This window comes from Psychromonas sp., assembly GCF_047632995.1.
GTDB lineage: Bacteria > Pseudomonadota > Gammaproteobacteria > Enterobacterales > Psychromonadaceae > Psychromonas.
In genome coordinates this window covers 30,053-43,695 of record NZ_JBLIEK010000022.1, presented here as the reverse complement: position 1 = coordinate 43,695, position 13,643 = coordinate 30,053, and the positions used below count along the sequence as shown (strand labels likewise).

Annotated in this window: 12 protein-coding genes; 8 read left to right on the top strand and 4 right to left on the bottom strand. The window is 38.7% G+C overall.

Annotation, left to right across the window (positions count from 1 at the left end):
- The first annotated feature begins 190 nt into the window (after positions 1–190).
- Positions 191–1,612 carry an aminodeoxychorismate synthase component I gene (gene pabB / locus ACJAT7_RS06015; RefSeq protein ID WP_415225902.1) on the top strand — a complete coding sequence of 474 codons (1,422 nt, stop codon included), beginning with the start codon at positions 191–193 and terminating at the stop codon, positions 1,610–1,612.
- Positions 1,613–1,654: 42 nt separating this feature from the next.
- Here the strand turns inward: pabB and cysB are convergent, their stop codons facing one another.
- A complete protein-coding gene (gene cysB / locus ACJAT7_RS06010; protein ID WP_415225901.1) occupies positions 1,655–2,626 on the bottom strand; it encodes an HTH-type transcriptional regulator CysB in 972 nt (323 codons plus the stop codon).
- Between the two features lie 143 nt (positions 2,627–2,769).
- Between cysB and ACJAT7_RS06005 the strand changes: the two genes are divergently transcribed.
- The 7 genes from ACJAT7_RS06005 (at position 2,770) to ACJAT7_RS05975 (ending at position 10,333) form a co-directional block, all read left to right on the top strand.
- Positions 2,770–3,456: a sensor histidine kinase gene (locus ACJAT7_RS06005; protein ID WP_415225900.1), complete on the top strand. Its 687-nt coding sequence runs from the start codon at positions 2,770–2,772 to the stop codon at positions 3,454–3,456.
- 70 nt (positions 3,457–3,526) lie between these two features.
- Positions 3,527–4,303, top strand: coding sequence for a DNA repair ATPase (locus ACJAT7_RS06000; protein ID WP_415225899.1), 777 nt, complete (start codon positions 3,527–3,529; stop codon positions 4,301–4,303).
- A 315-nt stretch (positions 4,304–4,618) separates the two neighbouring features.
- Positions 4,619–5,008 carry a TraR/DksA family transcriptional regulator gene (locus ACJAT7_RS05995; RefSeq protein ID WP_415225898.1) on the top strand — a complete coding sequence of 130 codons (390 nt, stop codon included), beginning with the start codon at positions 4,619–4,621 and terminating at the stop codon, positions 5,006–5,008.
- Between the two features lie 244 nt (positions 5,009–5,252).
- Positions 5,253–6,938, top strand: coding sequence for an AAA family ATPase (locus ACJAT7_RS05990; RefSeq protein WP_415225897.1), 1,686 nt, complete (start codon positions 5,253–5,255; stop codon positions 6,936–6,938).
- Between the two features lie 151 nt (positions 6,939–7,089).
- Positions 7,090–7,629: a bifunctional 3-hydroxydecanoyl-ACP dehydratase/trans-2-decenoyl-ACP isomerase gene (fabA, locus tag ACJAT7_RS05985; protein WP_415225896.1), complete on the top strand. Its 540-nt coding sequence runs from the start codon at positions 7,090–7,092 to the stop codon at positions 7,627–7,629.
- Positions 7,630–7,971: 342 nt separating this feature from the next.
- The gene (gene sppA, locus ACJAT7_RS05980) at positions 7,972–9,822 is read left to right on the top strand and encodes a signal peptide peptidase SppA (RefSeq protein WP_415225895.1); all 1,851 of its coding nucleotides are present in this window, start codon (positions 7,972–7,974) and stop codon (positions 9,820–9,822) included.
- Between the two features lie 49 nt (positions 9,823–9,871).
- Positions 9,872–10,333 (top strand): DUF2919 domain-containing protein, encoded by a 462-nt coding sequence (locus tag ACJAT7_RS05975; RefSeq protein WP_415225894.1) that lies wholly within the window; start codon positions 9,872–9,874, stop codon positions 10,331–10,333.
- A gap of 68 nt (positions 10,334–10,401) precedes the next feature.
- On the opposite strand, the gene ACJAT7_RS05970 is transcribed toward ACJAT7_RS05975, so the two are convergent.
- From ACJAT7_RS05970 to nagZ, 3 genes are all read right to left on the bottom strand, one after another.
- Positions 10,402–11,688, bottom strand: a complete 1,287-nt coding sequence (locus ACJAT7_RS05970) for an NAD(P)/FAD-dependent oxidoreductase (protein ID WP_415225893.1) — start codon at positions 11,686–11,688, stop codon at positions 10,402–10,404.
- Positions 11,689–11,932: 244 nt separating this feature from the next.
- Complete coding sequence (ycfP, locus tag ACJAT7_RS05965; RefSeq protein ID WP_415225892.1) at positions 11,933–12,472, bottom strand: alpha/beta hydrolase YcfP; 540 nt, start codon at positions 12,470–12,472, stop codon at positions 11,933–11,935.
- Between the two features lie 134 nt (positions 12,473–12,606).
- The gene (nagZ, locus tag ACJAT7_RS05960) at positions 12,607–13,617 is read right to left on the bottom strand and encodes a beta-N-acetylhexosaminidase (RefSeq protein WP_415225891.1); all 1,011 of its coding nucleotides are present in this window, start codon (positions 13,615–13,617) and stop codon (positions 12,607–12,609) included.
- Positions 13,618–13,643: the final 26 nt, after the last annotated feature.

Here is a 13,643-nt window from a genome sequence, read left to right as displayed (position 1 = left end):
TAAAATCTCAATGTAGAATAACTATACTTCAATTTTATGCCTAGCATCTAAGTACAATTTGAACTTGCTGATTTTGCATCTTGAAGTAACATGGGTATATAAGTGGCTTGAGTATAAAGAGAATGTTAATCTGCATCTTAATATTCACCAACCTATTTATTATAAAACTGTTGCCTAAATTCGAAAAACTATGACTAATTGCACTGCCAATATACTGATCAAACCGATTTCATTAACACACATTGAATTTTCCAATCTAAAACATCAAATCGCCGGACGTGACTGGGGGATTTTATTAGAGTCAGCGGATACCGCGCATATTGACAGCCGTTGGTCAATTTACAGTGCCCAACCCATTGCCACACTGCAAACATTTAATGGAATAACTAAGGTAGAGCAAAACAATCACTGCTCAGAGCAAAAAAATGATCCTTTTGAAATATTGCACTCACTGCGCAGCGCATTATTTCACGACACAGCCACTGACCACAAGCCCTTCACGGGTGGCGCATTGGGCAGTATTGCTTATGAACAGGGTTATCAATTTGAAAAAATAACAGATGCGCACAAACCACAAGGTCTGAATTTACCTGATATGGCCATTGGTTTTTATGACTGGGCGTTAGTCTATGATAACCAAGATTCACAGTTTCATCTGATCGTTCATAAAACCAAAGACAAAGTTAAAAAGATAACTGATTTATGGTCGGCACGCCTTACTTGGTTAAAAAAACAAAGCCGAATCCCCCCCGCTTCAGCACGCTTTAAATTAGATTCCAGCTGGTCTGCAAATATGGATAAGCAGCTTTATCGGAAAAAATTTAATAAAATTCAAAATTACATCCTCAGTGGAGATTGTTACCAAGTTAATTTGGCGCAACGCTTTCAAGCCGCTTATCAAGGAGATGAATACCAAGCTTATCAAGCACTCTTTAATGATAACAAGCCGCCTTTCGGCGCTTTTTTACGTCTCCCCTCGCAGGTTATTTTATCCTTATCACCCGAGCGCTTTTTAAAATTGCACAACGGGGTTGTTGAAAGTAAGCCTATCAAAGGTACGCGTCCGCGTTTTAAAAATGCAATACAAGATAAAAATAGCCGACAAGCGTTAATCGATTCAGAAAAGGATCGGGCTGAAAACTTAATGATTGTTGATCTACTGCGCAATGATATTGGCCGCGTCTGCGAACCGGGCAGCGTCAGCGTGCCGAAATTATTTGATCTGGAAAGTTTTCCTGCAGTGCACCACTTAGTCAGTACTGTATTAGGAAAATTAGCCACAAACTACAGTACAGAAGAGTTGCTGCGCGTGTGTTTCCCGGGCGGCTCAATTACCGGCGCGCCGAAAATACGCGCAATGGAGATTATTGCGGAACTCGAGCCAGATAGACGCCATCAGTACTGTGGCAGTATTGGTTATATAAACGGGGACGGACAGATGGATACGAACATATCAATCCGAACATTGGTATGCCATAAACAAAAAATATTTTGCTGGGCGGGTGGCGGTTTAGTTGCAGAGTCTGTTTTTGAACAAGAGTATCAGGAGTGTTTCGATAAAGTCAGCAAAATTTTGCCCTGCCTTGAAGCGTTAAATAACCATTGTAAATAGTCAAAATGTGAATCACGTGATTCACATTTATCAAGGCAGTCATTAACGTGTGGGTAACTCTATATTTTCAAATAACTTGCTTACTTCCGCGCTATATTTTAGCTGAATCGCTTTTTCAACAAGCGGACGGGTTAGGTGTGGCGCAAAACGCACCATAAACTCGTACATATAATCACGTAAAAAGGATCCTTTTCTAAAGCCAATGCTTGTTGTACTGGATTTAAATAGATGGCTTGCATCAATCACGCAAAAATCGTCATCAACTTCATTCACCGCCATGCTGGCAATAACCCCCACTCCGACACCAAGACGCACATAAGTTTTAATCACATCGGCATCAGTTGCAGTAAACACAACATTGGGCGTAAAACCCGCGGCATTAAATGCATCATCTAATTCAGATCGTCCTGTAAACCCAAAGACATAGGTAACAATTGGGTAGTTAGCAATATCTTCAATACTAATATTTTGTATACTCGCAAGAGGATGATTTTTCGGTACGATCACCGAGCGGTTCCAGTGGTAACAAGGCAGCATAATCAAATCTTGATATAAATGTAATGCTTCAGTGGCAATCGCAAAATCAGTTTTTCCTTTGACTACCGATTCGCTAATTTGCGTCGGTGTGCCCTGATGCACATGCAAAGAGACCTTTGGATAACGTTTAATAAATCCCTTTATTACATCAGGTAATGCATAGCGGGCTTGAGTATGGGTTGTGGCTATATTAAGTGAGCCTTGATCAGGTTGGGTATATTGAGATGCCACCGCTTTTATACTTTCCACTTTTCCTAAAATTTCAGATGCAAAACGTATTATCTCTTTACCGGCAGGCGTAACTTGAGTTAAATGCTTACCGCTACGCTCAAAAACTTGAATACCTAGCTCATCTTCAAGCATACAAACTTGTTTACTAATTCCAGGTTGTGAAGTAAATAAATTTTCAGCTGTAGCTGAAACATTCAAATTATTATTTACTACTTCAACGATATAACGTAATTGTTGTAATTTCATATCAAAGCCAAGAGTTATCCAATATTTTATGGTTTATTATTCTAGCAGAGTTCCAATAAACAGAAAGAGCTACTTTACCTGCTTGATATTCTACACATATATTTCATACTATGGTAATTTAGCAAAAGCATTCAGAGGTTAAAATGAGCAAACAAAGTGATCTTGATTTCAGTACCATTTTAGCAACCAGTGCACATGACATGAAAAATTCCCTTTTTATGCTGTTGCAATCCATTGAACATTTAGATCTTGCCGACAATTTAACACCTAAACAGCATCAAGCTTTTGCAGATCTGCATTACCAAACATCAAGAATTAACGGCAGTTTAATGCAATTACTTGCTCTGTATCGGGATGAAAAAAATCAGCTGCCTATTTATATTGAAGAAAACTCAGTTGCCGAGATGCTGCAAGAAGTGCTTGATAGAAATAGGATTTATTTAAACAGCCATCATGTTAAAGTAGTAGTGGACGTCGATGAGGATTTAACGGCTTATTTTGATCAGGATTTAATTACCTATTTAATTGGGGATATTTTTATTAATGCCCTTCGCCATACAAAAAAAAATGTCATATTGCGAGCGTTCATCGACAAAGAATATGTAAATATTCAAGTCGAAGATGATGGCGATGGCTATCCAGAGCATATGCTTGCTATCAATCAGAATGCCGAATCACAATTCAATGCCGGTAAAGGACGAAGTGGTCTTGGCCTATTGTTTGCTAAGAAAATAGCGAGTGAGCATAAAACAAAGCAGCTGCAAGGTCACATTTTGCTAGAAAACAAAAATGAATCTGACGGAAGTATATTTACCTTACGCTTGCCTTAATGCACACTAGGGCCTCAGATGCCTTATTTTCGGTGACTTCTATTTTTATTACTTTGTATTATGAGAACTTATGCTATTTCCATTAATTCTATCCCTGATCGCTTTATTATTATTTGTCTTAATCGGCTACAATATTATTCAGCAATATAAACAAAAGATTGAAGCCGAAAGAAGAATCGCAATCAGCAAACAACGCGCCGTTATTACCGAAGTTGACGAACTGCTGCTCAACGCGACCCGAATGCCCTTTAGTAAATCACTATTATTAATTCTTCAAAACCGTATACGTAATGCATTAACTATTATGCTTCAAAGTTCACCCGCCAGTTCGCAAATTCGTGACCATCTAAAAAATACAGATGCGCAGATTCAACAGGTCCGAACCAATTATACGCCGCCAGATGAAAGTGCTTTCCGCACTCCAGACAACGACGGTGAAGCGCTGCAATTACTGCAAGTCACCAAAAAAATCAGAGCGGTACTGCGTTCTGAACATGCCAAAGGGAAAATAAATACAGAGGTTTTTGTTGCAGAAAATCATCGCCTAGAGATTATGCAGTTAAAAATCAATCTGGAAAACAGTATTAAACGGATAATTGATGCTAAATTAAGCAAACAATTCGGTAGTGCTAATCAGATGATTAACAAATTAATCACCATTCTCAACGGCATTCCAGATAAAGATAGTTATCTGGAGAAAAAACAGCAGCAACTATTGGAGACAAAAAGTGAGATAAAATCTTACTTGGTTAAGCACAGTGATAAAGAGCTGCAAGCAATAAAAGCGCGCGAAGAAGAGAAGAAAAACGACCTTGATGTTATCTTTCAAGATAAGAAAAAATGGTGATCACTTACAGCATAACTCTTTAATAAATTATAGGGGTATTGCGTCTATTCCGTGTACCCTCCATATCGATACAATAACCAAATGCAGTAGTGCAATAGCAATAGCAATAGCAAACCCTTATTTTTATCCTGCTTTGATTAATCTGGTTCAACGCCTGCCACTGAGAATGAAAACTTAGTCAAATCAATATAAACCTGATCTATATCAAGCGAGCTTTTATCAGCAATAGATAACTATCAACAGTTGATTTAAATCATAAGGTTACTCAGCGTCTGACTTTAACATAAGAGAATAATTTCGTTAAAGTGAGCTCTTATGCAACATATCAGTGAAACACAGCTAAATCAGTACCAACTCCTCCTTTTAAATTCACTTGAAACGTTACGTCATAGCATGACCGATATTTTAATGCGCTCAAATCATACCTGCCATAATCTATCGGCTCAACAGTTACAAAAAATTTCAACGGATGATTTAATTGAGCTGGCTTTGAAAATAGAAATCCCCTCTATTACTCATAAAATATCAACCATGAAAAGTATCGATGCGGCGTTGAATAATATTCAAATCGACATGTATGGTTTATGCTCAGACTGTGAAGAACCGATAGAGATAACACGCCTGAATATTGATCCAACAACCCAGCGTTGCTTAGCCTGTGAAAACAGATATAAAAAACAAAAACATAATGAGTACAAACTGTAACGACGAATTATGCGCTGACAGCAGGAAAACCCTCTGAGTTAATCACTCTATTTGACCTGTCTTGAAGTGTTAGGGCGGTGATAAAAAAGCACAATAGTTTGTTATTTTTAGCAATGTACATCACTAAATTAACAACCATCTCGTAAGCGCCTATCTCATCTAGGCAGTTACAGCGAGTATTTAACCATACTCATTGCATCATCCACTTGGACTACATATAATAACCTATTTTAGAGTTGCCACTTTGCCGATAAATAATCCAGTTACTAACCAATCCCCAAAAATCGATCGGAATGCTAATTCATTAGTGCCATTAACGGTGATGCAATGCACTCCAGACTTTTTGCCCCTATTATCTCAACCAAATGTGCATGGCGATAGTTGGATATCTATCTACCCCATCGTTTCACAACTTATCAGGCATTTTATTCAGTTACCGCAACCCTTACTTATCTTTAATGCGCGTTGCTGGCAAGCAGCGGTAGCCGTGATAACAGAAGCATCAGACAATAATTACAAACTAAAAGCGTTACAAAATTACGATCAGCAAAGACTATTTGGCCGCCTAAACATATTCAAAGAGCAAGAAGCAGAATTTATACAAGGTGAAATTTATGATTGTAATCATGGTTCGCTAATCCTGCATATTAGTCCACTGCTTATAAATCCAAATTTATGGTTCCTGCTTAAAGCCTATTTAATTAATCATACACTGCCTGCAACTTCAGCGGTCAATGGCGATAAACTAAAAGGTGAATATCCGATCGCACCCTTAGCAGAATTAGATACAAAAATAATTTTGGTATCAAACCGCTATCAGCTTGATGAGTTGGCGCAGATTGATCCCGAATACAATCAAGTTGGCTCATTATTTGCCGAATTATCCAGTGATATACAAGCAACCGATGAAAATATCCACTCACTGCAACGTTATTGTCATAGCTTAATAAAACAACGGGGTTTAACCGAGGTGTCAACCGAAGCGCTGGCGCTATTATTTCATCATCTTTCGAGTAAATGTGAGCACCAGAAAAGAATTGTTTTTTCTCCCGAAATAATTGAAAATCTACTTCGTTATGCACAACTGTTTAATGCCGAGCAAACCCCACTATCGGTTGATAGTTTACAAAAAGCACTTGATATCCAAGTTCAGTCCCGCTCCTTAGCTGAAAGCTTTAGTGATCAAGCTTTGATGGAAAAACAGTTAAAGATTCAACTTAAAGGCCAGGAAATAGGCCAAATCAATGGTATGTCCGTTGTTGAACTAATGGGTTATCCAACAGAATTTGGTGAGATTTTTAGAATTTCAGCAAGTGATATGCTCGGTGATGGCGAAATAGTTGATGTCGAGCGCAAAGTTGAATTAGCGGGTAATATACATGCTAAAAGTATTTTAATAGTACAAGGTTATTTAAATCATTTTTTTACTCATATTCAAAATTTTCCATTATCTTGCAACGTCGTGTTTGAACAGTCTTATCAGGAAAGTGATGGCGACAGCGCCTCGTTAGCCATATTTTTGGCTGTAACCTCTTGTTATTCACAATTACCCCTATCGCAAAATTTATTCGTGACCGGCGCATTAGATCAACACGGCAATGTGCTAGCCATTGGCGGTATTAATCAAAAAATAAAATCGGTTACGCGCTTATTTTTGGTCGGTCTATTGAATGAACCTGTCACTGTTTTGATCCCTAAAGCGAATCAAATCAATCTCACCTTGGATGTTGATACCCTTAAGCTGATAAGTGATAAGAAAATTAACATTTACGGGATTGATCACTGCCATGATGCATTTCCGCTTGCCATGAACCGACCATTTGAAAATATTGTTAAGTTAATTCATAAAAGAGTTGAAGATCTTCAAAAAGAAGAAAGAGAAGAGCATGAATCTGGTCTGCTACATAAGTTGTTGAAACTATTTCGCTAGAAAATCAAACAACTTACGCTCACGGCGATTTTGATTAAAGTTGATTGTTAGTAGGCAGTCATATAAAATATGACAACACAATTTTTATGCTATTTCAGTTTCTTTATTTGAAATGTCGCAGCAGTTTCTATCTATAACAAGAAAAGTGATTATGACTAAAACCGTATCCCAAAAAGAGTTGGGAAAAAACTCTTACACAAAAGAAGAATTAGTGAAATGTGGTCAAGGTGAGCTATTTGGCGAAGGTAACTGTCAACTTCCAGTGGATAATATGCTGATGTTAGATCGTATCGTCACCATTACATCTGATGGTGGTGAGTACGGTAAAGGCGAGTTGGTTGCAGAATTAGATATTGATAAGGCACTCTGGTTCTTTAAATGTCATTTCCCTAATGATCCCGTTATGCCCGGCTGTCTAGGTCTTGATGCCATGTGGCAATTAGTTGGTTTCTTCCTTGGTTGGAGCGGTGGTCCTGGTAAAGGACGTGCATTAGGAGTGGGTAACGTTAAATTTACCGGTCAGGTGCTACCTTCGGCTAAAAAAGTAACCTACCGAATCACGATTAAACGGTTAATTATGCGTAAACTTGTTATGGGTATCGCTGATGGCGTTGTAGAAGTAGATGGTAAAGCAATTTATACCGCAGAAGATCTTAAAGTTGGTTTATTTGTTGATACTTCAAACTTCTAATATTAGCTAGCTTAAATCAATTTTTTAAAGCACTGTATACCCAAACCACTTCAATATGCAGGAATCAGCAAGTCGATAAATGATGTGATTCTAGGCAGAAGGTTGATGATCTAGTCATTCTAAATCGAAACCTTCTAACAACGAAGATCATTGTTTATCGCCTTGCCCTATGGGAGTTTCGCCCGAAAGCTAGCACTGCGTTGCAACACTTGAAAAGGGAATAACCATTCTCATCATATTGCGCCTTGTTCTAGCGTCCGGGCGAAGCTCTGAATCTGCATTTTGAAGTAGCTTGGGTATATATGTGAATATCCAGTGCTTTATTTTTTACAAGGATAGGCAATGAAACAGATATATTCATGGTTAAAAAAGCTTGCTCAGCTAATAAATTTCACTCGTTTATTTATTGTTAATACGATCTTTTTAATTATTATAATACTGATTGTTGTTGCGATTAATGTCGACGAGCAGCAAGTTGCCATCGCAGATAATTCAATCCTTCATCTCAATTTCCAAGGTAACATTGTTGAGCAAAAACAGCCGGTTGATTTTTCTTCTGAACTCTCGAAACAGCTACTTTCCGCGCAGCAGTCCCAAGTAAATGAATATCAAATTGATGAGATACTTCAGGTCATTCGTTACGCACAAGATGAGCCTAAAATAAAAAGCATACTGTTAGAATTAGATGGCTTAAGCAGCGCAAGCCTCAACCATTTAACCGATATTGGCAAGGCACTCAATGAGTTTAAAGAAAAGGGAAAAGCAGTGACTGCTATTTCCGATAACTACTCTCAAACGCAATATTTATTAGCAAGTTTTGCTGACAAGATTTATCTCAATCCACAAGGTTTAGTCTTCCTACAAGGTTTTTCGGTATACCGTCTTTACTTCAAAGAAGCGTTGGATAATCTATTAATTACCCCACATATATTTAAGGTCGGCACCTACAAATCTTTTGTTGAACCTTTTACCCAAAACCAGATGTCAAAAGAGAGTAAATTAGCAAACCGTCATTGGTTAAACCAATTGTGGCAAAATTATATCGCTACGGTTATCAGCGAGCGCAAAGATAAAAGCACCATTACAGCGCAGTCCCTCTCCCCTTCTCTAGCACAATTAAAATCAGCACTACAAAACACAGGCGGAGATACCGCGCAGTATGCAAAACAAGCTGGTTTAGTTGATTTTTTAAATAATCGTTTCGAAATAATCACTAAGTTTAAAGAACAAGCAAAATCGGATGGTACTGATTTCAACTTACTCGGTTACGACGATTATCAATCGACTCTGCCTCGTCTATATGAAAGCCCGTCAAGCCATGATCAGATTGCACTTATTCATGGCAGTGGTGAAATATTAGCTGGAGAGCAAAACAGAGATGCCATTGGTGGTGATAGTTTCAGTCAATTATTAGAAAAAGCCCTCAACAATAATCGCGTTAAAGCCGTCGTTATTCGTCTTGACACACCTGGAGGAAGTGCCTTTGCCTCCGAAAAAATCCGCCAACAAGTATTAGCATTGAAAAAAGCAGGTAAAAAAGTGGTGGTTTCCATGGGCAGCGTGACCGCTTCAGGGGGGTATTGGATAGCATCGGCGGCGGATCATATCGTCGCATCACCCACAACCTTGACCGGTTCGATTGGTATCTTCGGTATGTTCGCCAGTGCAGAGAAAGCGCTAAACAAATTTGGTATCTATAACGATGGAGTGGGTACAAGTGAATTGTCGACCATAGATCCAACCCGCGCTCTTAATCCGGATCTTGCTGAAATTATGCAGATAGGTATCGAACACGGCTATCAACAGTTTCTAACGATTGTAGCGGATGGACGTGATATGTCGCTAGTTGAGGTTGATAATGTTGCTCAGGGTCGAGTATGGACAGGTATTGATGCACAACAGCGAGGTCTTGTGGATCAATTAGGGAATCTACAAGATGCGATTACCCAAGCAGCAGAGCTTGCTCAATTAACACAATATGAAGTAAAAGAGATCGCCCCTGCACTGTCTACAAAACAGCAGTTACTCAATGATCTTTTCACATCGGCTGTACAGTTCTTACCGCAAGGTGTGCAAATAAGCCCGGTTTTATATCAGGCAATTAACTCACTGCAATCGCAAACCGCAATATTAACCAAGTTTAATGATCCACAAGGTCGGTACGCATACTGCCCTATGTGTATTATTAATTAAATAGAATGGGGCGAACCGCCCCTTTCTATTAACTATTAATCGGCTTCTGATGCATATTCCTATCTTTCCACTGCACTGCTACACAGAGTCAGGCAACCTAAAACCGCCACTGTTTTTTTACCTTAGCTTACTGTTTCTGGCAAGGGCTTGGGCTTTATTCATTATTTCGCAGATTTCTCCAGACACTGGCGGGGAGATGTTGACGCTGTTTTATCCTGTACAATCACATTTATATTTTGGTTTGATTTCTAGTTTTATCGCGTTGTTGCTCTTTTTTCTCTCAGGACGTGATCATGATAAACAACGCATCTTATCTAAATTATGGCAAAGGGGATTTTTATTTTTACTGAGTAGTATTATTGGGGATTTTGCTCTGCAGCTTTATTATTTATCTATTAACCACTTCCACTACTCATTGCAGGCATCGCTGCAACTGGTTATCATCATTTGGATATTCTTATACAGTGTCCGTAGCAGACAGTTAAAGGCAAGTTTTATACGCCATAAGTAATTTCTGGCCAGCCACTTAAGAATAAAAAGAGCAGCAACAAGGCGCTGCTCTTACGAATATAACTGAATTTAATGTAGTTTTAGACGCGGGCGTAACACTCGATTAATACGCTCAACTAAGGTTATTAATCCGGTACGCAGATAACCATGAAGTGCAACTTGATGCATGCGATACAAAGAGATATAAACCAAACGTGCTAAACGACCTTCGATTTTCATCGACCCTTTCATTAAGTTACCCATTAGACTACCCACGGTGCTGTAGTTACTTAATGAAACCAGTGAGCCGTAATCTCTGTATTTATAGTCAACTAACGGCTTATTATTAATCGTCGCAGTAATATTTTTAGCAACTAAGGAAGCCATCTGGTGTGCAGATTGCGCGCGAGGCGGTACAAATTTCCCATCAGGCAAGGCACAGCTGGCACAATCCCCGATTGCATAAATGGAATCATCCAGAGTAGTTTGTAGATTTGCTTTAACGACGAGTTGATTTGCTCGGTTAGTATCAAGGCCGGCAATTTCTTTGAGGAAATCAGGTGCTTTTATACCCGCAGCCCAGACAATTAGGTCGGCTTGAATGAGTTCGCCCTCTTTAGTCAGTAAGCCTTGTGCAGTGGCTTCTATCACCATAGTTTTGGTGCGTACATCAACGCCCAATTTTACTAACTCTTTATGCGCGGAAGCGGATATCCGCTCTGGAAGTGCCGGCAAAATTTTATCGCCCGCTTCCACAAGACTCACTTTTAAATCAGTCGTCTTAATATGCTCAAAACCGTAGCTGGAGACTTGTTGCAGTGAGTTATAAAGCTCGGCAGATAATTCAACCCCCGTTGCCCCCGCACCGACAATAGCAACACTGACTTGATTGGTTTGATGTACGCCAAGCTGCAGATATTTATTCAACATACGATGGTGAAACTTCTTGGCCTGCTGCGGACTATCTAAAAATATGCAGTGATCCGATACACCTTTGGTTTTGAAATCATTGCTGACACTGCCAATCGCCATCACTAGAATGTCATAACTGAGTTCACTTTCAGGTAAGATTTGTATGCCCTCTTGATCCATCAGTTGGGCTAAGTGAATGATCTTATTTTCCCGGTCAATATTAGCTAACTCACCCAGTTTAAAATTAAAACCATGATTTTTGGCATGTACGCGGTAGCTTAATGCGTCAATACCATCATCCAAAGAGCCTGCAGCAACTTCATGTAGTAAGGGCTTCCACAAATGCGTTCTATTTTTATCAACTAACGTGATATTCGCTTTGTTTTTTCGTCCTAATTTATTCCCTAATTCAGTGGCAAGCTCCAGGCCACCAGCCCCGCCACCAACAATAACAATTTTATACATATAGACCTCAATTTTTGCTAGATTCGATTACATTACCACTCTGTTAAGGCGCGCTTAAGAGGATCAAAATGCTAATGTAATTAAACATAAATTAAAACTATAGCACAAGAAAATGTAATTATGTTACATAAAATTAACAAAAAAAGTAAAAATTACCGCTATTCTTATTGAGATGTGATCATTTTGTTACAGGTAGGTTATAAAAACCGGGCAGTTCAATTGCCCGGTTGTTTTATCGATGATATTACAAAGATTTGAATTTTTTAATTGTCTGTAGATGGTGAGATATATCTTGAAATTTATGTCCCTGCATTTCATCAAATATAATTCGGTAATATTTAGAAAGTTCATGATCACTCTCTTGAGAATCAATCATGTCATCATTTTTTGAAAGAATACATAAACAATTTTGTTCGTTTTGCATACGGAAATCACTGGCGCACTTAGTATCAATATCCAGATACTCTTCCGGCCATTCAATTTTCCCAACCATATTATCTTCAGGGTGGAGATTAGGATTTAAGATAACTTGTTTAATGCCACATAAAAAACCGATCCGTTCACTCCAATATCCTCCAAGACCTACGCCACAGATAAGCGGATATTTATCATCACTGCTTTGAATATGTTTATGCACTTCTTTTAGAATATGGCTCATATCATGCTTAGGATGGATAGTGCTGTAATGAACAAAACGGACATCGTCATCAATAAACTTTAATTGCATCACTTTTTCATGATTACCAGGGCTAGTTGCATCGAAGCCGTGTAGATAAATGATCATTTAATTATTCCGCCTTTATTCTTTTAATGGTAAATTTAGCGATTCTTTATAAAACCTCTGGAAGACTGATATTGTATAGGATTTTTATAAGTTTATGGAAATTTATGTAGAGTGCAAGTATTCACACTAACTAATTAGATCCGCTCAGCAAACTGTTTTAGCTTTTGATTGTTTTCTATCCAGATTGGATTTTTATGTAAAGGCAAAGCAACGCAATTTTTAATATAGCGCAGCTTGTTAATAACAGAATCAGCCTGCATTGGAACGCTCAGGTTGTCTAATATTGAAATCGCCCCCTTGCTGTCGTTACAAGCTAAAATAAGATCGCACCCCGCTTTAAGCGCATTTTCCGCACGACTAAGATGGTTTCCGGCAAAGCTTGCCCCATGCATTGATAAATCATCACTAATAATGGCCCCCTTAAAATGCAGTTGTTGACGCAATACATTCTGTAACCAATAGGAAGAAAAGCCAGCGGGTAGATTGTCACATTGTTGATAAACAACATGCGACGGCATCACCGCATCAAGCGAAGCACATTTAATGAGCTGACTAAAGGGCAAAATATCTTTATTAAAGATCTCAATTTTGCTGCGCTTGTCGACCGCCAAATCAATATGTGAATCAGCCTTTACACTGCCATGTCCAGGAAAATGTTTACCTGTAGAGCACATCCCGGCGGCCTTCATTCCGCTTATATATGCCTGCGCCAATTCGATGGTAGGATCAATCGAGGGTGAAAATGCGCGTTCTTGTATAACATCAGAAATCCCGTTTAAATCAAGTACGGGTGCAAAACTTAAATCGATATCACAGGCAATTAATTCACTTGCCATTACCCATGCACTGCTAAAGGCTAATTTTTTTGCTTCCTCCATCTTATTAAATTTAAGTAAAGAGCCCGCGCTGGGTAAGTGTGTAAATTCATCTCTAAATCGTTGTACACGCCCACCTTCATGATCGACTGCAATTAACAGCTCATTTCGCGCATAAAATCGTATCTGCTGCACAAGCTCTTTTAATTGTTTAATATCGACAAAGTTGCGCGTAAATAAAATAACGCCAGCAACTAATGGGTGACCCAATATCTCTTTTTCTTGTGCTTCTAACTCAACACCTTGAACGTCTAAAATTAATGGTCGCATTTACTAACTCTTTTTTAATTAAAGCA